Origin of the sequence: Micromonospora reichwaldensis (assembly GCF_031845925.1) — a bacterium.
In the GTDB taxonomy this organism is placed as follows: domain Bacteria; phylum Actinomycetota; class Actinomycetes; order Mycobacteriales; family Micromonosporaceae; genus Micromonospora; species Micromonospora reichwaldensis.
This window is the reverse complement of record NZ_JAVRFL010000043.1, coordinates 16,703-35,739: the sequence shown is the minus strand read 5'-3', so window position 1 is coordinate 35,739 and position 19,037 is coordinate 16,703. Positions and strand designations below refer to the sequence as shown.

At 75.9% G+C, this 19,037-nt stretch carries 17 protein-coding genes and 1 pseudogene; 6 read left to right on the top strand and 12 right to left on the bottom strand.

The genetic code is table 11. The features are described 5' to 3' along the window. Positions 1 to 96: 96 nt before the first annotated feature. From cobA to cobC, 3 genes are all read right to left on the bottom strand, one after another. Positions 97 to 1,380 (bottom strand): uroporphyrinogen-III C-methyltransferase, encoded by a 1,284-nt coding sequence (gene cobA, locus RM555_RS27035; protein ID WP_311414375.1) that lies wholly within the window; start codon positions 1,378 to 1,380, stop codon positions 97 to 99. Positions 1,381 to 1,456: 76 nt separating this feature from the next. Beyond that, positions 1,457 to 2,623 carry a nicotinate-nucleotide--dimethylbenzimidazole phosphoribosyltransferase gene (locus tag RM555_RS27030; protein ID WP_311414394.1) on the bottom strand — a complete coding sequence of 389 codons (1,167 nt, stop codon included), beginning with the start codon at positions 2,621 to 2,623 and terminating at the stop codon, positions 1,457 to 1,459. Next, the gene (cobC, locus tag RM555_RS27025; RefSeq protein WP_311414374.1) at positions 2,623 to 3,696 is read right to left on the bottom strand and encodes an Rv2231c family pyridoxal phosphate-dependent protein CobC; all 1,074 of its coding nucleotides are present in this window, start codon (positions 3,694 to 3,696) and stop codon (positions 2,623 to 2,625) included. The genes RM555_RS27030 and cobC overlap by 1 nt, the downstream gene beginning before the upstream one ends. Before the next feature lie 121 nt (positions 3,697 to 3,817). On the opposite strand from cobC, the gene RM555_RS27020 reads away from it, so the two are divergent. Beyond that, on the top strand, positions 3,818 to 5,950 hold the full coding sequence (locus RM555_RS27020; RefSeq protein ID WP_311414373.1) for a transglycosylase domain-containing protein: 2,133 nt from the start codon (positions 3,818 to 3,820) through the stop codon (positions 5,948 to 5,950). A 52-nt stretch (positions 5,951 to 6,002) separates the two neighbouring features. On the opposite strand, the gene RM555_RS27015 is transcribed toward RM555_RS27020, so the two are convergent. Both RM555_RS27015 and RM555_RS27010 read right to left on the bottom strand, forming a co-directional pair. Continuing rightward, positions 6,003 to 6,572 (bottom strand): GNAT family N-acetyltransferase, encoded by a 570-nt coding sequence (locus RM555_RS27015; protein ID WP_311414372.1) that lies wholly within the window; start codon positions 6,570 to 6,572, stop codon positions 6,003 to 6,005. Then, positions 6,569 to 7,957, bottom strand: a complete 1,389-nt coding sequence (locus RM555_RS27010; RefSeq protein WP_311414371.1) for a cobyrinate a,c-diamide synthase — start codon at positions 7,955 to 7,957, stop codon at positions 6,569 to 6,571. Before RM555_RS27010 ends, RM555_RS27015 begins: the two co-directional genes overlap by 4 nt. A gap of 211 nt (positions 7,958 to 8,168) precedes the next feature. Here RM555_RS27010 and RM555_RS27005 point away from each other — a divergent pair, with 211 nt between their 5' ends. Then, positions 8,169 to 8,996, top strand: coding sequence for an SURF1 family cytochrome oxidase biogenesis protein (locus RM555_RS27005; RefSeq protein ID WP_311414370.1), 828 nt, complete (start codon positions 8,169 to 8,171; stop codon positions 8,994 to 8,996). 10 nt (positions 8,997 to 9,006) lie between these two features. Here RM555_RS27005 and RM555_RS27000 read toward each other — a convergent pair whose 3' ends face one another. From RM555_RS27000 to RM555_RS26985, 4 genes and pseudogenes are all read right to left on the bottom strand, one after another. Next, a complete protein-coding gene (locus RM555_RS27000) occupies positions 9,007 to 10,587 on the bottom strand; it encodes an ATP-dependent DNA ligase (protein WP_311414369.1) in 1,581 nt (526 codons plus the stop codon). An 86-nt stretch (positions 10,588 to 10,673) separates the two neighbouring features. After that, positions 10,674 to 10,880: a hypothetical protein gene (locus tag RM555_RS26995; protein ID WP_121399432.1), complete on the bottom strand. Its 207-nt coding sequence runs from the start codon at positions 10,878 to 10,880 to the stop codon at positions 10,674 to 10,676. Between the two features lie 77 nt (positions 10,881 to 10,957). Then, entirely contained in the window at positions 10,958 to 12,310 is a 1,353-nt protein-coding gene (locus RM555_RS26990; protein WP_311414393.1) for a dipeptidase, read from the bottom strand. Continuing rightward, positions 12,300 to 13,028, bottom strand: a pseudogene (locus RM555_RS26985) (hypothetical protein); the annotation flags it as partial. The pseudogene RM555_RS26985 and the gene RM555_RS26990, both read right to left, overlap by 11 nt. Before the next feature lie 190 nt (positions 13,029 to 13,218). Here RM555_RS26985 and RM555_RS26980 point away from each other — a divergent pair. Next, a complete protein-coding gene (locus tag RM555_RS26980; protein WP_311414368.1) occupies positions 13,219 to 13,620 on the top strand; it encodes a rhodanese-like domain-containing protein in 402 nt (133 codons plus the stop codon). Between the two features lie 220 nt (positions 13,621 to 13,840). Here the strand turns inward: RM555_RS26980 and RM555_RS26975 are convergent, their stop codons facing one another. The 3 genes from RM555_RS26975 to RM555_RS26965 all read right to left on the bottom strand — a co-directional run bounded on the left by RM555_RS26975 (position 13,841) and on the right by RM555_RS26965 (position 17,198). Then, complete coding sequence (locus RM555_RS26975; RefSeq protein ID WP_311414367.1) at positions 13,841 to 15,385, bottom strand: cobyric acid synthase; 1,545 nt, start codon at positions 15,383 to 15,385, stop codon at positions 13,841 to 13,843. Beyond that, positions 15,382 to 16,395 (bottom strand): cobalamin biosynthesis protein, encoded by a 1,014-nt coding sequence (locus RM555_RS26970; RefSeq protein ID WP_311414366.1) that lies wholly within the window; start codon positions 16,393 to 16,395, stop codon positions 15,382 to 15,384. The genes RM555_RS26975 and RM555_RS26970 overlap by 4 nt, the downstream gene beginning before the upstream one ends. A 167-nt stretch (positions 16,396 to 16,562) precedes the next feature. Beyond that, positions 16,563 to 17,198 (bottom strand): single-stranded DNA-binding protein, encoded by a 636-nt coding sequence (locus RM555_RS26965; RefSeq protein ID WP_396888848.1) that lies wholly within the window; start codon positions 17,196 to 17,198, stop codon positions 16,563 to 16,565. 100 nt (positions 17,199 to 17,298) lie between these two features. Between RM555_RS26965 and RM555_RS26960 the strand changes: the two genes are divergently transcribed. From RM555_RS26960 to RM555_RS26955, 3 genes are read left to right on the top strand one after another with little or no spacing between them, the layout of a single operon-like run. Beyond that, positions 17,299 to 17,586 (top strand): hypothetical protein, encoded by a 288-nt coding sequence (locus RM555_RS26960; RefSeq protein WP_311414365.1) that lies wholly within the window; start codon positions 17,299 to 17,301, stop codon positions 17,584 to 17,586. Positions 17,587 to 17,588: 2 nt separating this feature from the next. Further along, positions 17,589 to 18,215, top strand: a complete 627-nt coding sequence (locus RM555_RS31095) for a helix-turn-helix domain-containing protein (protein WP_396888847.1) — start codon at positions 17,589 to 17,591, stop codon at positions 18,213 to 18,215. Next, positions 18,212 to 19,009, top strand: coding sequence for a hypothetical protein (locus tag RM555_RS26955; RefSeq protein ID WP_311414364.1), 798 nt, complete (start codon positions 18,212 to 18,214; stop codon positions 19,007 to 19,009). Before RM555_RS31095 ends, RM555_RS26955 begins: the two co-directional genes overlap by 4 nt. Positions 19,010 to 19,037 lie beyond the last annotated feature (28 nt).

The following is a 19,037-nucleotide window of genomic DNA, read 5'->3' as shown; positions in this document are numbered from 1 at the left end:
GCCGTCGTCATCCCGTCCCACTCTGCCCGGTCGGACCCGAGCCGCCCCGCGGGCAGCGCCCACCGGGGATTTCCGGGCAGCCCGCTCGCGGAGGGATCAAGCCTGACCGCCCGGAGCGAGCGGGCTGCCCGGAAGTTCCTCAGGTCCGACCCCGGCGAGCGCGTCGACCACGTCCCCCAGCACCACCACCGCGGGCGGGCGCAGCCCGGCGGCCGCCACGTCGGCGGCCACCGCGCCGAGCGTGGAGCGGAGCACCCGCTGCGCCCCGGTCGTCGCCTCCTGCACCACGGCGGCCGGTGTCTGTGCCGGCTTGCCGTGCGCGATCAGCGTCGCGGTGATCGCCGCGAGGTTCTTCAGCCCCATCAGCACGACAAGCGTGCCGCGCAGCCCGGCCAGCGCCTCCCACCGGACCAGGGAGGCCGGCGAGTCGGGTGCGACGTGCCCGGAGACCACGGTGAACTCGTGGGCCACCCCCCGATGGGTGACGGGGACGCCCGCCGCGGCCGGAGCCGCGATCGAGCTGGTCACGCCGGGCACCACGGTCACCGGCACGCCGGCCGCCGCGCAGGCCAGCAGTTCCTCCCCGCCCCGGCCGAAGACGTACGGGTCGCCGCCCTTGAGCCGCACCACGAACTTCCCGGCCAGGGCGCGGTCCACGAGGATCCGGTTGATCTCCTCCTGGCCCCGGGACGGCCCGTACGGGATCTTGGAAGCGTCCACGAGCTCCACGTCGGGGCGCAGCTCGTCGAGGAGCAGCCCCGGGACGAGCCGGTCGGCGACCACCACGTCCGCCTCGGTGAGCAGCCGCCAGCCCTTGACGGTGATCAGCTCCGGGTCCCCCGGACCGGCCCCCACCAACGCAACCCGCCCGGCCGGTGTGTAAGGAAGGGACCCTTCCTCTACCGCAGGCGTTAACAGGGGGCCCTTCCTTACATCCAGGAGGGCGCGGACGGCGTCGCGGACGGCCATCGCCCGGCGCGGGTCGCCTCCGCCGAGCACCGCCACGGTCACCGGGCCGTGCCGGGTCACCGCCGGCGTCCAGGCGGTGGCGGCGGCGCGGTCGTCGGCGCGTACGCAGAAGATGTGACGCTCGGCGGCGGCGGCGCTGACCGACGCGGCGGCGAGCGGGTCGTCGACCGCGACCTGGACCAGCCACGCGCCGTCCAGGTCGTCGGGGGCGAACCGGCGCGGCGCCCAGTGCAGCCGTCCGGCGTCGACGTGCGCGCGCAGCGCCGGGGTCAGCTCGGGCGCGACGAGGAAGACGTGCGCGCCCGCGTCGAGCAGGGCCGGCACCCGCCGGGTGGCCACCGCTCCCCCACCCACCACGACCACCCGTCGGCCGGCGAGCCGCAGGCCGAGCGGGTACGGGTTGCCGCTCACACCGCCGCCCCGCCCTGCTCGCCGGCGGCGGGATGCGACACGCCTACGGGCCGGTCGGTGTGCTCGCTCCGGTCACTCACTTCTCGGCCACCCCCGCCGAGTCGAACGTGGCCACCTCGTGCAGCACCCGGACCGCGCCGGTGACCACCGGCAGCGCGAGCAGCGCGCCGGTGCCCTCGCCCAGGCGCAGCCCGAGGTCGATCAGCGGCTCCAGGCCCAGCCGGCGCAGCGCGACCGTGGCCCCCGGCTCGGCGGAGCGGTGCCCGGCCACCATGGCGGCCACGGCGTGCGGCGCGAGGGCTGCCGCGGCGAGGGCCGCGGCGACCGCGATCACCCCGTCCAGCAGCACCGGCGTGCGGCGGGCGGCGGCGCCCAGGATCAGCCCGGCCAGCGCGGCGTGCTCCAGCCCGCCGACGGCGGCCAGCACGCCCAGCGGGTCGGCCGGGTCCGGGGCGTGCCGGCGCAGCGCGGCCCGCACGACGTCGACCTTGCGGGCGTACGTCGGGTCGTCGACCCCGGTGCCCCGGCCCGTCGTCTCCGCCGGGTCGATGCCGGTGAACGCGGCGATCAGGGCGGCGGCCGGCGTGGTGTTGCCGATGCCCATGTCCCCGGTGAGCAGGATGCCCGCGCCCGCGTCGATCAGCTCGTCGGCCACCCGGATGCCGGTCTCGACGGCCGCGCGGGCCTCGTCGCGGGTGAGCGCGGCGGTCACCGCCAGGTCCCGGGTGCCGGGGCGGACGTTCGCCGCCACCAGCCGGGGCGCGTCGCGGGTCGGCGGGCTGCCCGCCGGGGACCGGGTCAGCGGAATCGCCGGCGCGCCATCGGCGGCCGGGGCACCCGCCGGGGCGTCGGTGAGCGGGGCACCCGCCGGGGTGCCGGTGGCCGGGAGCGGGGTGGCCACGCCGACGTCGACCACGGTGACCGAGGCGCCGGCCTGCCGGGCGAACGCGTTGACGACCGCGCCGCCGGCCAGGAAGTTGCCGATCATCTGCGCGGTGACCTCACGCGGCCAGGGGGTCACCCCCTGGGCGTGCACGCCGTGGTCACCGGCGAAGATCGCGACGGCGGCCGGCTCGGGCAGCGGCGGTGGGCAGTGCCCGGCCAGGCCGGCGAGGCGTACGGAGAGTTCCTCCAGGGCGCCGAGGGAGCCGGCGGGCTTGGTCAGCCGCCCCTGCAACTCCCGCGCGGCGGCCATCGCCGACTCGTCCGGCGGCCGGATCGCCGCGATCGTGGTCTCCAGCATCATGCCTCCAGGATCTCCGCCAGTACCTCGGTGAACGCGTCGGTGGTGGCCGGGTCGCGCACGGCGATCCGCAGCCAGTCCGGACCGAGGCCGGGGAACGTGTCGCCCCGGCGTACCGCCCAGCCGCGCTGCCGCAGGGCGACCCGCACGTCGGCGGCCCCGGGCAGGTGCACCAGCACGAACGCGCTGGCGGGGCGGCCGGCGACGCGTACGCCGGGCAGGGCCGACAGGCGGGCGACCAGGTGGTCGCGGTCGGCGGCGAGCCGGGCGGCGATGGCGCGCTCGGCCTCGACCGCGACGGGCGTGGCGCAGGCCGACGCGGCGGCCAGGGCGGGGGTGGAGACGGCCCAGAGCGGCTGGGCGGCGGCCAGCCGCTCCAGCAGCGCGGGCTCGCCGAGCAGGTAGCCGATGCGCAGGCCGGCCAGCCCCCAGGTCTTGGTGAGGCTACGGACCACCAGCAGGCCCGGCAGGTCCCGGCGGGCGGCCAGCGACTCCGGTTCGCCGGCCACGCCGGGGGCGACGGTGGTGTCAGCGAACGCCTCGTCGACCACCAGCACCCGGCCGGGTCGGGCCAGGGCGGCCAGGTCGCCGGCGGGGTGCAGCACCGACGTCGGGTTGGTCGGGTTGCCGATCATCACGAGGTCGGCGTCGGCGGGCACCCGGGCCGGGTCGAGCCGGAAGTCGTCGTCCGCGTCGAGCAGCACCCGCTCGACCCGGTGCCCGGCGGCGCGCAACGCCGCCTCGGGCTCGGTGAACTGCGGGTGCACCACCACCGGTCGGCGTACGCCGGCCAGCGCCCGGGCGAGCAGCACGAAGCCCTCGGCCGCGCCGGCGGTCAGCAGCACCTCGGCCGGCGGGCGCCCGTGCCGGGCGGCGACGGCGGCCCGGGCCGGCCCCGGGTCGGGGTACGCGGCGAGGTCGCCGAGCGCGGCGGTGATCGGGTCGGCCAGCCAGTCCGGCATCGCGTCGCGCCGCACGTTGACGGCGAGGTCGACGAGCCCCGGCCCCACCTCGGCGTCGCCGTGGTGGGTGAGGTCGGGTTCGGGGAGGGTCCCGGTCGGCTGACCACGCATGTCCGCGATCCTGCCGGGAAGGTGCCGCGCGGGACAGCGGATCCCGGCGTGGGCCGCATCACCACACGGGCGTTTATGAATATTTCTCAGGTACGAATCGGAAATGTCATAACTTGAGCGTGTGAGCAATCGACCCCTTGCTGCCGCCGGTCGTCTCGTTCCCCTCCTCCGCGCCGGACTGATCGCCGGGATCGTGGTCGCCGCCGTGGCGTACCCCGTTGCCGCCGCCACCGGCCTCGGCGCCAAGGTCACGGCGCACGCCATGGAACACAAGACCCAGATCCTCACCACCGCGCTGCCGGCCGAGACGTCGTACGTCTACGCGCCGGACGGCAAGACGGTGCTGACGATGTTCTACGAGGAGTACCGGCAGTACACGAAGCTGGCCGACATCTCCCCCAACATGCAGCAGGCGATCGTCGCCGCCGAGGACAACCGCTTCTACCAGCACCGGGGCGTCGACCCGAAGGGCGTCGCCCGCGCCTTCGTGGCCAACGCCCGCTCCAGCGGCGTCTCCCAGGGCGCCTCCACGCTCACCATGCAGTACGTGCGGATGGCGCTGCGGGACAGCGCGAAGACGCCGAAGGAGGTGCAGGAGGCCACCCAGCAGACCAGCCTGCGCAAGGTCCGCGAGATGCGGATGGCGATGGACCTGGAGAAGGAACTCAGCAAGGACGAGATCCTGGAGCGCTACCTCAACTCCGCGTACTTCGGGCACCGCGCGTACGGCATCTACGCGGCCAGCGAGATCTTCTTCTCCAAGGCCCCCAAGGACCTCAGCCCCGTCGAGGCGGCCACCCTCGCCGGCCTGGTCAAGTCCCCGTCCGAGTACGACCCGGCCAGCTCCGACCAGAAGGACGCCACCGGCCGGCGCAACTACGTGCTCGACCGGATGACCCAGCTCGGCTACCTCTCGCCGGACGCCGTCAGGCAGGCGAAGACCGAGCCGATCCGGCTGAAGCTGACGTACCCGCCGAACGACTGCGCCTCCGTGCCCGAGAAGTGGAACAGCTGGGGCTTCGCCTGCGACTACCTGAAGAACTGGTGGAGCGCGCAGCCCGCGTTCGGGGAGAACCGGCTGGAGCGGATGGACAAGCTGCGCCGGGGCGGCTACCGGATCGTGCTCAGCCTGGACCCCAAGATCCAGGAAGCGGCGGAGCAGAACGTCGGCACCAAGGAGAACACCGGCAGCCCCTTCGCCAACGGCATCGTGGTCTCCGAGCCCGGCACCGGGCGGGTCAAGGCGATGGCGGTGAACCGGACGTACTCGCTGGACCTGAGCGAGAACGGGCTGAGTTCCAACCCCGAGGCCGGGCCGAAGGTCAAGGCGAACTTCCCGAACACGGTGGCACCCCTGCTCGGCGGCGGCGATCTGCCCGGCTACCAGGCCGGGTCGACGTTCAAGATGTTCCCCATGCTGGCCGCGCTCGACGCGGGCATGCCGCTGTCCACCTCGTTCAACGCACCGCACCGCTACCGCTCCGAGGTCTACGACGGCTGGTCGCCGTCCAACGCCAGCGGCGCGATGAGCGGCAACCAGACCATGTGGTCCGGCTTCGGCAAGTCGGTGAACACGTACTTCGTGTGGCTGGAGGAGCAGGTCGGCGCGGACAAGGCGGTCCGCCTGGCCGAGCAGCTCGGGCTGCGCTGGCGCACCGACGTCGACCGGGAGCACGCGTCCCCGGCCAAGGCGAAACAGTGGGGCGCGTTCACCCTCGGCGTCTCCGACGCCACGCCACTGGAGATGGCCAACGCGTACGCCGCGATCGCCGCGGACGGCCGCTACTGCGAGGCGATCCCGGTGCAGGCGATCTACAACCGGGACGGCACGCCGACCACCTGGAAGACCGCCTCCGGGATCGAACGCGAGGTCGCCAAGCCGCGCTGCCGGCAGGTGGTGGACGCCGACGCCGCCCGCGCCGCCACCGACGCCGCCCGCTGCCCGACCGGCGACACCCCGGCCCGCGGCAGCTGCGGAGGCTGGTCGACCGCGGACAGCGTGCGGGGCACCGTCGGCCGCCCGGTGGCGGGCAAGACGGGCACCACCGACAGCACCCGGTCGGCCTGGTTCGTCGGCTACACCCCGGAACTGGCGGCGGCGAGCTTCATCTCCGACCCGGACAACCCGTTCAACGCGGTCGGCGACGGCCAGTCGCAGATCCCGATCAAGGCGGTGGCGCAGACCCTCCACGACGGCCTCAAGGGCCAGCCCACCCGCCAGTTCACCCCACCGTCGGACCGCATCGTCGGCTGAGCCGGGCCGCGCGGCCCCGTCCGGTCGCGGCGCCGCCCGGGCCGGGGGTGGGTCAGCGCAGGTCGGCGGAGACGAGGGACCAGACCTCCAGGTCGACCCGGCCGCCCCGGACGAAGCCGGCGTTGCGGAGCAGGCCCTCGTAGCTGAACCCGGCCTTCTCGGCGACCCGGCGGGAGGCCAGGTTGCCGGGAGCGACCCGCAGCTCGACGCGCTGGAAGCCGTGTTCGAGGATCAGCGCGATGGCCAGCGCGTCGACCGCCTCGGCCGCCAGACCGAAGCCCCGCGCGTGCGCCGCCATCGCGTAGGAGACCTCGGTGCACCGGGCGCCCCAGTCGGTGCGCCGCGTCCACAGGCAGCCCACCACCAGGTCGTCCTCCCGGCGTACCACCGCGTAGTGGTCGCCGTCGCCGCTGTCGCGTCGCTGCCGCGCCAGGTCGGTGCACCAGGCCAGCCCGTCGATCTGACCGGAGGTGTCGGCCAGCGGCAGCCACCGCCGGGTCTGCCGGTCGGCGAAGACCTCGTCGGCCGCCGGCGCGTCGGCCCCGGTCAGCGCGCGTACCTCGGTGCGGGGCGTGGAGACGGTCAGCGCCGGGAACCGGCGGACCGCCACCTGACCGATCACGCGGGCACCCCGTCGGGCCGGGCGGTCGCGGGGTCGGCCGCCGCCACCGCCGCGTCCACGAGGCGGGCCGCCAGCCGCGGGTACGCCGCCCAGTGCAGGGTGAGCTGCGAGGCGTGCACGCCCCGCCAGACGAACCCCTCGGGCGCCCCGCCCTCCCAACTCCACGCCGGCCGTGCCCCGGCGCGCGGGGTGAGCACGCCGCAGTGCTCCTTGTGCCCCGCCACCACCGTGCCCGCCGGCCCCACGAGACTGTCGGTCAGCGCGGTCGCCTGCCGGTAGCCCACCACCAGGCCGTCGCGGCGCGTCCCCACCGCGTCGAGCACGCCGCACATGGGCAGCCCGTCCAGTTCCCGGGCCAGCCAGAGCAGGCCGGCCCCCTCGGCGACGACCGGCCGCCCGGTGCGGGCCAGCTCGGCGACCGCGATGCAGAGCCGGCGGTTGGCGGAGAGCTGCTCGGCGTACGACTCGGGCAGCCCGCCGCCGACGACCAGCGCGCCGGTGCCGGCGGGCAGCGCCTCGTCGTGCAGCGGGTCGACCGTCACCACCTCGGCGCCGGCCGCCCGGAGCAGCTCGACGGTCTCGGGATGGCTGTAGCTGCCGCCCGGCGTCCCGGCGACCGCGACGACCGGGCGCGGCCCGGAGTCCTCCCGCCCGGCCTGCGGCGTCCAGGGCGGCGCGGGCAGGGGCGGCGCGGATCGGGCCAGGGCCAGCAGCCGGTCCAGCTCGACGGTGGCGGCGACCGCCTCGCCGAGCCGGCGGACCGCGCGGGTCGCCTCGTCGGTGCGGGCGAGCGCGGGCACCGCCCCGTAGCGGCGGGCGGGCAGCACGGACGGCAGGTCCTGGCGGCGCAGCGCGCCGTAGACGGGCACGCCGATGTCGTCCAGCGCCGCACGCAGCAGCTCCTCGTGCCGGGCGGACGCCACCCGGTTGAGGATCACCCCGCCGAGCCAGAGCTGCTCGTCGTACGACCGGAAGCCGTGCACCAGGGCGGCCACCGACTGCCCCGTCGCCGCGACGTCGACCACCAGCACGACCGGGCTGCGCAGCGCGGTGGACACGGCGGCCGTCGACTCGCTCTCCGGGCGGCCGGTGAGACTGTCGTACAGGCCCATGCTGCCCTGCACCACGGCGAGCCCGGCGCCGGCCGCACCGTGGCCGACGAGGGGGGCGATCCGGTCGGCGCCGACCAGCCGGGGATCGAGGGTCCGACCGGGGCGGCCGGCGGCCAGCCCGAGGTACGCGGCGTCCACGCGGTCGGGGCCGACCTTGAACCCGGCGACGTCGACGCCCCGGTCGGCGAACGCGGCGAGCAGCCCGATCGCCAGCGCGCTCTTGCCGTGGCCGGAGGACGGCGCGCTGAGCACCAGGCGCGGCACGACGGTCATCATCGACTCCCTTGCGGGGCGGCGGGGGGACCTGCGGCGGGCCGACCGCGCGGTCCGCCCGCGTGACGATAGCCGAAGCGGCCGCCGCGCGGTCGCCGCCGAACGGGCCCACCGGCGGTGTCGGGCGTCGCCGGGCGGAGTCGCCGGCACCCCGCCCGGGCCCGCGATGGGGGCTGTCGAAGCGAGTGCCTCCGGTCACAGGGGTAGCCTCGTGGGCGTGTACCGGTTCCTGCTGACGCCGCGCTGGCTGGGCATTCTCGCACTGACCCTGGTCGCCTCGGCGGTGATGGTGCTGCTCGGCAACTGGCAGCTGGACCGCTACCACGGCCGTACGGAGGTCAACGAGCGGATCGACGCCGGCCTGCGGATGGCCCCGGTGCCGCTGCGGGACGTGCTGCCCGCCCCGACGGGCGGCAGCGGCACGGCCGGCCCCGCCCCCGTCGCGGAGAAGGCCTGGACCAAGGTCACCGTGACCGGCCGCTACGACCCGGCGAACGTGGTCCTGGTCCGGGGTCGCTCGGTGGACCGCACGGTCGGCTTCGAGGTCGTCACCCCACTCGTGCTGGCCGACGGCACGGCCGTGCTGGTGGACCGGGGCTGGATCCCGCCGGCCCGGGGCGGCGACGCGACCGTCCAGCCGGAGGTGCCGGCCCTCCCGCCCGGCGAGGTCACCGTGACGGGGCGGGTGCACCTGAGTGAGAGCGGCTCGGTCGCCGTGACCCGGCGTGACGGCAAGCTGGAGACCCGGCGGATCGGCGTGCCCCGGCTGGCCCGGGAGCTGCCCTACCCCGTGCACGGCGCGTACCTGCTGCTCGACGAGCAGACCCCGGCGGCCGAGCCCGCGTTCAAGGACGTGCCGGTCGGCTACACCAACAACTGGCAGAACTTCGGCTACGTCGTGCAGTGGTGGATCTTCGCCGCGATGACCCTGTTCGGCTACGGCTGGGTGGCCCGCCGGGAGGCCCGCCGGCTGGCGGGCGTGGGACCGCGGCAGCCCGTCGACCGCGCCGCCGAGCCCGCGCCGCAGGGCGCCGCCTGACCCGCCCCGCTCAGCCGGTGACGCGGCCGGCGTGGATGGCGCGTACGGCGTCGATGGTGTCGGCCTCCGCCGCCGTCTTGTCGTCGCGGTAGCGCACCACGCGGGCGAAGCGCAGCGCCATCCCGCCCGGGTAGCGGGAGCTGGTCTGCACCCCGTCGAAGGCGATCTCGACCACCTGCTCGGGGCGGACCCGCACCTCCCAGTCGCCGTGCTCGACGGCGAGGGCGAGGAAGCGCTCCGTCTGCCAGCGCAGCAGCTCGTCGGTGAGGCCCTTGAACGTCTTGCCGAGCATGACGAAGTCGCCGGTGCGCGGGTCGCGGGCGCCGAGGTGCAGGTTGGACAGCCAGCCCTCCCGCCGGCCGCTGCCCCACTCGACCGCGATCACCACCAGGTCGAGGGTGTGCCGGGGCTTCACCTTCACCCAGGCGGATCCCCGCCGGCCGGCGTCGTAGGGTGCGTCGGGCGCCTTCACCACCACCCCCTCCTGGCCGGCGTCGATGGCGGCGGCGAACGCCTCGCCGGCCCGCTCCGGGCCGTCGACCTCCACCCGGCCGACCACGAGCGAGGCGTCGACCGCGGCGTCGAGCGCGGCCCAGCGCTCCCGGCCGGGCAGGTCGATCAGGTCGTCGCCGTCGAGGTGCAGCAGGTCGAAGAAGTACGGCGTCAGCACGGTCGCGCCCGTCGCCCCGGCGGCGGCCACGGCCGGGGCGACCGGGGCGGCGCCGGTGCTGCTCGGCGTGGTGCGCCGCGCGGCCCGGCTCGACGTCTGCTGGAAGGGCAACGGCCGGCCCGTCTCGTCGAGCCCGATCGCCTCCCCGTCGAGCACCAGCTCGCGGGCGGGCAGCGCCCGCACGGCGGCGACCACCTCCGGCACCCGGGCGGTGATGTCGTCCAGGCTGCGGGTGAACACGGCGATGTCGTCGCCGGAGCGGTGCACCTGGATCCGGATGCCGTCGAGCTTGACGTCGACCACGGCGGGGGTGCCGGTGGCCGCGAGCGCCTCGTCCACCGAGGGCGCGCTCTGGGCCAGCATCGGCGCGAGCGGGCGGCCGACCTGGAGGCCGAAGGCGCCCAGCGCCGCCGCGCCCCCGTCGAGCGCGGCCACCGCGACCGCGCGCAGGTCACCGGCGAGCAGCAGCGCCCGGCGTACGGCGGTGAGCGGCACGTCGGCCGCCCGGGCCACCGCGTCGGCGAGCAGCCCCGCCTGCGCGCCCTGGCGCAGCTCACCGCTGAACAGGCCGGTCAGCAGCCGCTGCTCCTCGGCGGTGGCGGCGGAGTAGAGCGCGCCCAACAGCGCCCGGCGGCGGGCCTGGGAACCCGGCCCGTGCACGGACGCGATCTCGTCGATGGCCGCGTCGACGGCGGCGACGGTCAGGGTCGGCTCGGCGGCCGGCGGCGGCAGGTCACGCAGGCTCGCCCAGCCGACCCCGGTCTGCCGCTGGCGCAGCTCGCCGGCCAGCCAGCCGGCGCCCGCCGGGACCTCGGGCGGGTCGAGCGCCCGCAACGCGGCGGCGAGCAGCTCCACCTTGGTCCGCCGGGCCCGGGTGGCGCCGACGGCGGCGGAGGTGGCTGCCAGGTCGAGGAACCGCACGGCTCCATCCTGCCAGCCACCCCCGACACGACCCGGGCATTGCCGTGCCCGGGCGCCGGAAAACCTCCGCCCGCCGGGGTGGCGGGTCAGGCCGAGACGGGTTCCTCGATGCGCAGCCCACGGGCGCGGATCTCCTCGGCGACCCGGGAGAGCACCGTGTCGAGAGCGACCAGCGCGGCGGACAGGTCGCCGAGCTGTTCCTTGAGCGTGTCCTCGGACCACGCGGAGACGTCGACGTCCCCCAGGGCGCTGACGGCGGCCTCGAGCCGGCCCATCACCTCATTCGTACGCATGTTCGAGAGGCTATAACAACCCGACCGGCGACACACCGCAAACTCCCACATCCACCCGGAAGTTACGGTTCCGACACCTAACGCCCGTCGACGCCCGCCTCGGCGACCTTCTTCAGCAGCAGCGCCTCGGCCAGACAGACCCGGGCGAACTCCCCGAGGTGCAGGCTCTCGTTCGGGCCGTGCGCCCGGGCCTGCGGGTCCTCCACGCCGGTCACCAGGATCGCCGCGCGCGGGAACATCTCCTGGAAGGTGGCGATGAACGGGATCGAACCGCCGATGCCGAGGTCCACCGGGTCGGTGCCGTCCCAGGCGGTCCGGAACGCCGAGCGGGCCGCGTCGAACATCGGCCCGGACGCGTCGATGACGCACGGCGCGCCGTCGTGCTCGAAGACGACTGTCACCCGCGCGCCCCATGGGGCGTGCTTCTCCAGGTGGGCGCGCAGGGCCGCGTACGCCCGCTTCGGGTCGTCGCCCGGCGCCAGCCGTACGCTCAGCTTGGCCCTGGCCGCCGGTACCAGGGCGTTCGGCGCCTCGGCGGTGGACGGGGCGTCGATGCCGAGCACCGCGAGGGCCGGCTTGGTCCAGAGCCGCTCGGTGATCCGTCCGGTGCCGATGAGGCTGACGCCCTCGGCCAGCCCCGCCTCGGCGCGGAACCGGTCCTCCGGGTAGTCGACGCTCGCGCCCTCCCGGGCGACCAGCCCGTCGACGGCCACGTCCCCGGCCTCGGTGTGCAGGGTGGCCAGCAACCGCGCCAGGGCGGTCAGCGCGTCCGGCACGGGACCGCCGTAGACGCCGCTGTGCACGGCGTGGTCGAGGGTGCGCACCTCCACGAAGCAGTTGACGATGCCGCGCAGGGACGTGGTCAGCGCCGGTACGCCGATGTCCCAGTTGGTGGAGTCGGCGATCACGATGACGTCCGAGGCGATCTCGTCGCGGTGCTCGGCGAGCAGCCGCTCCAACGAGTCGGAGCCGTACTCCTCCTCGCCCTCGACGAAGAGCACCACGCCGACCGGCAGCGCGTCACCGTACGCGCGCAGCGCCGCCACGTGCGCCATGATGCCCGCCTTGTCGTCGGCGGCGCCCCGGCCGTAGAGCCGGCCGTCGCGCTCCACCGGCTCGAACGGGTCCGACTCCCACAGCGTCAGGTCGCCGACCGGCTGCACGTCGTGGTGGGCGTAGAGCAGCACCGTCGGCGCCCCGGGCAGGGCCGCCTTCCGCCCGATCACGGCCGGCTGGCCGCCGGAGCGCACGATCTTGACGTCGAGACCGCAGCCGCGCACCAGCTCGGCCACCGCCTCGGCGGAACCCTCCACGTGCGAGTGGTCGAAGCCCTCGAACGCGATGCCGGGAATGCGGACGAGGCGTTCCAGGTCGGCGCGGACGCCGGGCAGCTCCCGCTCGACGGCGGCCCGGACCTCGGACTCGGACATGATCGGTGTGGTCATGACCGGCATCGTATGCCGGCCTTACCGACCACCCCGTCCGAGGCCGGCGCGAAGGGTCGGTCCCGGCCGGCCCGGCGGCTCAGCGGCGGCGCACGTAGTAGCGGTCGGCGTCGTGCGGCAGGCCCGGGGCGCCGTCGACCACCAGGTCCGCGCGCGCCTCGGTGCCGTCGGCGACGAAGTGCGACCGCTCCCCGAGGTGCCAGCGACGCAGCTCCGGCAGGATCTCCGGGCCGTCGCGCTCGATCGCCCGGGCCAGCCGCAACGGCGCCGGGGCGGTGACGAAGACGGCCAGCGTCAGGTCCGCGGTGGCGGCGGCCCGCGCCGCGCTCACCCCCTCGACCAGGAGCACCGGCGCGACCGGGACCGGCACCGGGCGCGGCAGGAAGGCCCGCCGGACCCAGCTGAACCGGCGGTACGCCCCCGGCCGGCCGGCGCGCAGCGGCCCGAGCACCCACTCCTCCAGCCGGGGCCAGAAGGTGAGCTGGTCGTCCCAGCCGTCGAGCAGGTCGTCGGTGTGCACCACCGGCGGCGGGCTGCCGCCGGGCTGGGCGGCGAGGGCGTCCGCGAGCCGCGCCGCGAACGCGCTCTTGCCCGCGCCGCTCGGCCCGTCCACCGCCACCAGCCGGGTCCGCCCCAACCGCGCCGGCCCGGCGAGCACCCGCCGGGCCAGCCGGTCGTACGCCTCGACCACCGCCACCGCCACGTGCCCGACGGTATCCAGGCCGGTCCCCCTGCCACGGAGCGGGCCTGCGGTGGCGGGAGGCCCGGCGTCGGCGGGCCGCGGGACGCTCCGATCGGGGGTCGCCCGAACGAGCGTTCGTCGGGTGCGGCCGGGCGTTCGGCGGGCGGACCGCGCGACGGAGCGGGATGATCTGCTGGTGTCCCACAGCGTGATGAGTCCGGGCGTAGACGCCCTCCTGGAACAGGCCCGCGCCGGGGTACGCCGGCTGACCCCGCACCAGACCGTCGAGGCGGTCCGTACCGGGGCGTTGCTGATCGACACCCGCACCGACACGCAGCGGCAGGAACAGGGCGACCTGCCCGGCGCCATCGTGATCGACCGGACGGTGCTGGAGTGGCGACTCGACCCGGCCAGCGCGTGGCGGATCCCGGAGGCCACCGCGTACGACCAGCGGATCGTGGTGGTGTGCCGCCAGGGCTACAGCTCCAGCCTCGCGGTCGCGAGCCTGCGGGCGCTCGGGCTGCACCTCGCGACCGACATGATCGGCGGCGTGCAGGCCTGGCGCGAGGCGGGGCTGCCCATGTCCGACCGCCCCGCCGACATCCGCCGCTGACCCCACCGCCCCGGCCGCTCGCAGCTCACAGCCCCGCAGCCCACAGCCCCGCAGCCCACAGCCGAGGCGATGACCAAGAGGTTTGCGCCCCCTGATTCGAGCCTCCACAGGACGCAAACTTCTTGATCACCCCCGCGAGACGTGGCACGCGGGTGCGAGGGCGGGGTGCGGGCGGGGTTGGCAGGGCAGAGGTGGTGGGTTGGGGATTCCTGGGGTTCGGTCAGGGGGTCCCCGGGGCTCCGGGCGGGATGAAGGGGAGGCCGGCGGGCGGGCCGGACTCGACGAGGCGCCAGAGGGCCTCGGTGTCGAGGTGCTCCTCGACCAGGTCGCCGAGCAGGTCCAGGGAACGCTCGCGGGCGGCGGCGAAGGCGGTGTCGGGGGCCACCGTGAAACCGGTCCGGCCGGCGAGCCGGGCCACCTCGGTCAGGAACCGGCGGCGGAACCCGTCGGACTCGAAGGCGCCGTGCCAGTGGGTGCCGTGCACGGCACCGACCACGGCCCCCTCGCCGCTGCCGTCCGCGCAGGTCAGCAGCGGGGTCAGCGCCGGGTCGGCGTGCGAGACGTACCCGTGGTGGATCTCGTAGCCCTGGACCGGGACGTCGCCGCGGGCGGTGCCGACCGACTGCCGGACGGTCTTGCGCGGGTCGAAGGTGACCTCGATCGGCAGCAGGCCCAGCCCCGGTACGCTGCCCTGCCGGCTCTCCACCGGGTCGTGGATCGCCCGGGCCAGCATCTGGAAGCCGCCGCAGATGCCGAGCAGCGGCCTCCCGGCCGCCGCGTGCGCCAGGACGGCGTCGGCCAGGCCGGTCCGCCGCAGCCAGGCCAGGTCGGCCACCGTCGACTTCGAGCCGGGCAGCACGACCAGGTCGGCGGCGGCCAGTTCGGCCGGCTCGACGGTCAGCCGGACCCGCACGCCCGGCTCGGTGGCGAGCGCCTCGACGTCGGTGGCGTTGGAGATCCGGGGCAGCCGGACCACGGCCACGTCCAGCCACTCGGTGCCGCGCGGGGCGGCCGGTCGGCCGAGCACCCGGCCGTACGCGAGCGAGTCCTCCGCGTCGAGCCAGAGGTCGAGCGCCCAGGGCAGCACCCCGTACGTCGGCCGGCCGGTGACCTGGCACAGCATGTCCAGCCCCGGCCGGAGGAGCCCGAGGTCGCCCCGGAACTTGTTGATCACGAAGCCGGCGATCAGCGCCTGGTCGGCCGGGCCCAGCAGGGCGAGGGTGCCGAACATCGAGGCGAAGACCCCGCCCCGGTCGATGTCGCCGACCACGATCGCGGGCAGGCCGGCGTGCCGGGCCAGGCCCATGTTCACGTAGTCGCCGGCCCGCAGGTTGATCTCCGCGGGGCTGCCGGCGCCCTCGCAGATCACCACGTCGTACGCGGACCGCAGCTCGGCGAGCGCCGCGTACGCGGTCTCGGCGAGCCGGGGACGCAGCTCGCGGAAGTTGCCCGCGGTGACCGTGTCGACGGCCTCGCCGAGCAGCACCACCTGGCTGGCCAGATCGCTGCCGGGCTTGAGCAGCACCGGGTTGAACCGCAGGTCGGGGGCGAGACCGCAGGCGGCGGCCTGCATCGCCTGCGCCCGTCCGATCTCGCCGCCCCGGCCGTCCGGGCCGACGACGACGGCGGAGTTGTTGGACATGTTCTGCGCCTTGAACGGCGCCACCTTCACGCCCCGGCGGTGCAGCCATCGGCAGATGCCGGCGGTGAGCACGCTCTTGCCGGCGTCGGAGGTGGTGCCGGCGACCAGCAGGCCACCGCTCACCGGCGCCCCTCCCGCCCGGCGGCGACGCTCCACTGCGCGGCCCGGCGGCCGACGGCGCCCACCAGCCGGCCGAGGGTCAGCGGGTACGTGGCGGCCAGCCCGAGCGCGGCCAGCCCGACCGCACCCGAGATCCGGGCGGCCCGCTTGAGGTGCCGCGCCTCGGGACGGGGACCGTCGCCGAGGAACGGGCGCACCTCGGAGCGCCCGAAGTAGACGTTGCGCCCGCCCAGCCGTACGCCGAGGGCGCCGGCCATCGCCGCCTCGCACTGCCCGGCATTCGGGCTGGGGTGGTCGTTGCGGTCCCGGCGCCACACGCGCCACGCCCGGTCCCGGTCGCCGTGCGCGGTCGGCGCGACCGCGACGGTGAGCAGGCCCGTCAGCCGCGCGGGCACCAGGTTGAGCAGGTCGTCGAGGCGGGCGGCGGGGGTGCCGAACCGGGCGTACCGCGGCGAGCGGTGGCCCACCATCGCGTCGAGGGTGTTCGCCGCGCGGTACCCGAGCAGGCCGGGCAGCCCCGCGACGGCGCCCCACAGCAGCGGGGCGACGACGGCGTCCGAGGTGTTCTCGGCGAGCGACTCCACGGTGGCGCGGGCCAGCTCGGGCTCGTCGAGCGCGGACGGGTCCCGGCCGCAGAGGTGGCCGAGCCGCTGCCGGGCCGCCGGGAGGTCGCCGGCGCGCAGCGCACGCCCCATCACGGTGGCCTCGCGCCGCAGCGTGCGCCCGCCCAGCACCGTCCAGGTGCCGGCGGCAACCAGAACGGCGCGGGCCACCGGCCGGCGCCGGGTGGCGACCGTGGCGGCCACGCCGAGCAGCACCGGCGCGCCGACCGCCAGCGCGGTGAACGCCGCTCCGGCAAGCCGGTCCGGGCGGTACGTCCGCCGCTCCAGTGCCCCGGCGGCGCGACCGAAGCCGGCCACGGGGTGGTACCGGCGGGGGTCTCCGAGGAGCGCGTCGAGGGCGTACCCCGCGACCAGCCCCGCCGCGGTCGCCACCGGCGTCGCCTGTCGCACCCGTCACCACCTCCGGCCGGCCAGCCTAGCCGAGCGCCCGGCCGGCCTCCGGCACGTCCGCGACCCGTGCCGCCGGCGGGGTGACCGCGCGCCGCCGGGTGGCACGCGGGGTGACGCCGGTGCTGCCGACGCCACCCCGCCCCCGTCGTGCCACCCGGGACCGGTGCTCACGCGGGCTGCGGCACCCGCCCCCGGCCCCGTCGACCACGGCCGGCCGGCGAGACGCCCGGCTCGGCCTCCTCGGACGACGGGCCCGGCTCCCCCACGGCCACGTCGCCCCGACCACCCCGGGCACCCGGGGCGTCCTCCGGTGCATCGGTCACCGGCGTCCGGCCGTCGGCCTCCGGCTCCGGCCCGTCGGGCTCCCCGCCGTGGGGGTCGTCCGCCGGGTCGTCGAAGGGGTCGAGCGAGCCGTCGACGGCGGGGTCGGCCGGCAGGCCGCGGCCGGCGGGGTACGCGCCGAAGTCGGGCTCGAAGTCGTCGTCGAGCGGACGGCGGTCCGGCAGGACCGGAGCCTCCTCGTCGGGCACCGGCTCGGTCGCCTCGCCGTGCACCCGGTGCTCGGCCTCGGTGTCCTCGACGGTGCTGGTCGTCATCGTCGGCCGGGTGCGCTGGAACCGACCACGGCCCCGCGACAGGTCGTGGCCGACGGCGACCGCCTCCAGTTCGTAGAGCGAGCGGTGGTTGCCGGCGTCGTCCGTCCAGTCGCGGGTGTAGAGCCGGCCGCAGACCACCACCGGGTCGCCGACCATCACCGAGGCGGCCACCCCCTCGGCGAGCTTGCGCCAGCAGTTGACCCGCACGCGGGTTGTGAAGCAGTCCCACACGACTCGCCGACATAAACGAACGCCCCGGCGGGTGCGGGAACACCCCCGGGGCACGGATCAGGAAGAGGCCCTGACCATGCGCAAGCCTACCGCTTACCTCGCAGCCCCCGCCCACTCTGCCACCGCGCTCGCCGCCGCCGTTGTGGCCCTGCTCGCCGCCGGCTGGCTGGTCACCACGGCGACCGTTGCGGACACGATCGACGTTGACGACCTGGTCGCCGTGATGGCCGACGACCTGGACGCCGCCCGGACCGCTGACGTCGTGGTGACCCTGCCCGGCGCTGAGGCGTTCCCCGAGCCGGTCTACGCCGCGCTTCACGGCGTGCCGGTCGTGGCCCTGGCCGACGTGCTCGCGGGGGTCTGAGCGTGTCGATCGAAGCCGTTTCGTGGGCGCTGAACGACGCCCCCGACGTCCCGCCGCAGTGTCTTGCCGTTCTCCTCGGTCTCGCGAACCACGCGCACGCGAACGGCCGCGCCGCGTTCCCGTCGCAGGACCGTCTGTCCCACTACGCCCGTAAGTCGGTCCGCTCCGTCCGCCGCGACCTGGACGAGTTGGAACGCCTCGGCCTGATCCGCCGTGGCGACCAACGGCACACGGCGTTTCTCCCGGCGGACCGGCGCCCGGTCGTGTGGGACCTGGCCGTCGAGCGGCGCCGGCCGTTGCCCGCGAGTCTCGACCCGTTCGCCGAGCCGCAGTCGGGCCGCCCGACCGAAGCGCCCGAGCCTGTGGATAACCGGGCGGACGTACGCGTCCCCTCGGTAGGGGACCGGGCGGACGTAGGCGTCCGAACGACCGGACGTACACGACCGAGCGGCCGGACGCATACGTCCTACAAACCGTCCTTAACCATCAATAACCAAGAGCGCCCGCGCTCGCTTCGCGGCGCCGCGCTCCCCGCCAACCCCGCCGCCGCTCACTGTCCGAAGCACCGGGGAAGCCCTGCCCGCAACTGCGGCCCGTGCCGCGCTGAAGCCCTCGGGGGTGTCGCATGAGCCGCGCCGAGCGCGCCGAGGGTGCGCTACTGGTTCTGATCCTGCTCGTTGTCGGCGCGGCGGCCGGCTGGGCGTCGTTTACACACGTCCACGACTGGACGATGGCGAACAGCCCCACCGGCACGCCGGACGCGTTCGGCTGGGTCAACGCCTGCGTCAGCGAGTTGGTCCCCGTGGCAGCGCTGCTCGAAATCCGACGGCGCCACCGGGCGGGAGCGCCGACCGGCTACCCGCTGGCGCTGCTGATCGGCGCGGCGTGCCTGTCGCTGGCCGCACAGCTCGCGGTCGCGAAGCCGGGAGTCTCGGGGTGGCTGCTCTCGGCGGTGCCCGCCCTGGCGTTCATGGCGTTGGTGAAGCTGGTCTTCGCCCGGACGCCAGCGGTCGCCGCGCCAACCCACCGCCAGGCGCCCGCAGACGCCCCGGCAGAGCCGACCCTGACCGAGGACACCCCCGGCCCCTCCGAGGCCTTCCCTGGTCCTGTCTCGACCCCCGCGCCGCCTGCCGTCGCGCCGCCGCCCCGACCGCGACCGCCGGTCATCCCGCCCGGCGTCCGGACGCTGACGGTCGTCGCCCGTGTCGGCACGCCGCCGGCCATGCCTGATCCGGTGGCGGCGCCGCTGACGACCGCCGACAGGGTGTCGGCAGTGCTGACCGAGACGCCGGACGCGACGCCCGCACAGATTGCGGCGCGGCTGGGCGTCAGCGAGCGGACCGTCCGCCGGTACCTGCCTGCCGACAAGGTGCCGACACGGCGTCGGCGACCGGCGAAGGTGCCGGCACCCGCGACCGCCTGACCCGCCCCGGGGCCGACCGGACACGCGC

Excerpts from the sequence above, each read along its gene's own strand:
- RM555_RS26995 (WP_121399432.1), bottom strand. The coding sequence starts at position 10,880 with ATGCGTACGAATGAGGTGATGGGCCGGCTCGAGGCCGCCGTCAGCGCC.
- RM555_RS26960 (WP_311414365.1), top strand. The coding sequence starts at position 17,299 with ATGCGCAAGCCTACCGCTTACCTCGCAGCCCCCGCCCACTCTGCCACC.
- RM555_RS26980 (WP_311414368.1), top strand. The coding sequence starts at position 13,219 with ATGAGTCCGGGCGTAGACGCCCTCCTGGAACAGGCCCGCGCCGGGGTA.
- RM555_RS26990 (WP_311414393.1), bottom strand. The coding sequence starts at position 12,310 with ATGTCCGAGTCCGAGGTCCGGGCCGCCGTCGAGCGGGAGCTGCCCGGC.
- cobC (WP_311414374.1), bottom strand. The coding sequence starts at position 3,696 with ATGCGTGGTCAGCCGACCGGGACCCTCCCCGAACCCGACCTCACCCAC.
- RM555_RS27010 (WP_311414371.1), bottom strand. The coding sequence starts at position 7,957 with ATGACCGTCGTGCCGCGCCTGGTGCTCAGCGCGCCGTCCTCCGGCCAC.
- RM555_RS26955 (WP_311414364.1), top strand. The coding sequence starts at position 18,212 with ATGAGCCGCGCCGAGCGCGCCGAGGGTGCGCTACTGGTTCTGATCCTG.
- RM555_RS27030 (WP_311414394.1), bottom strand. The coding sequence starts at position 2,623 with ATGCTGGAGACCACGATCGCGGCGATCCGGCCGCCGGACGAGTCGGCG.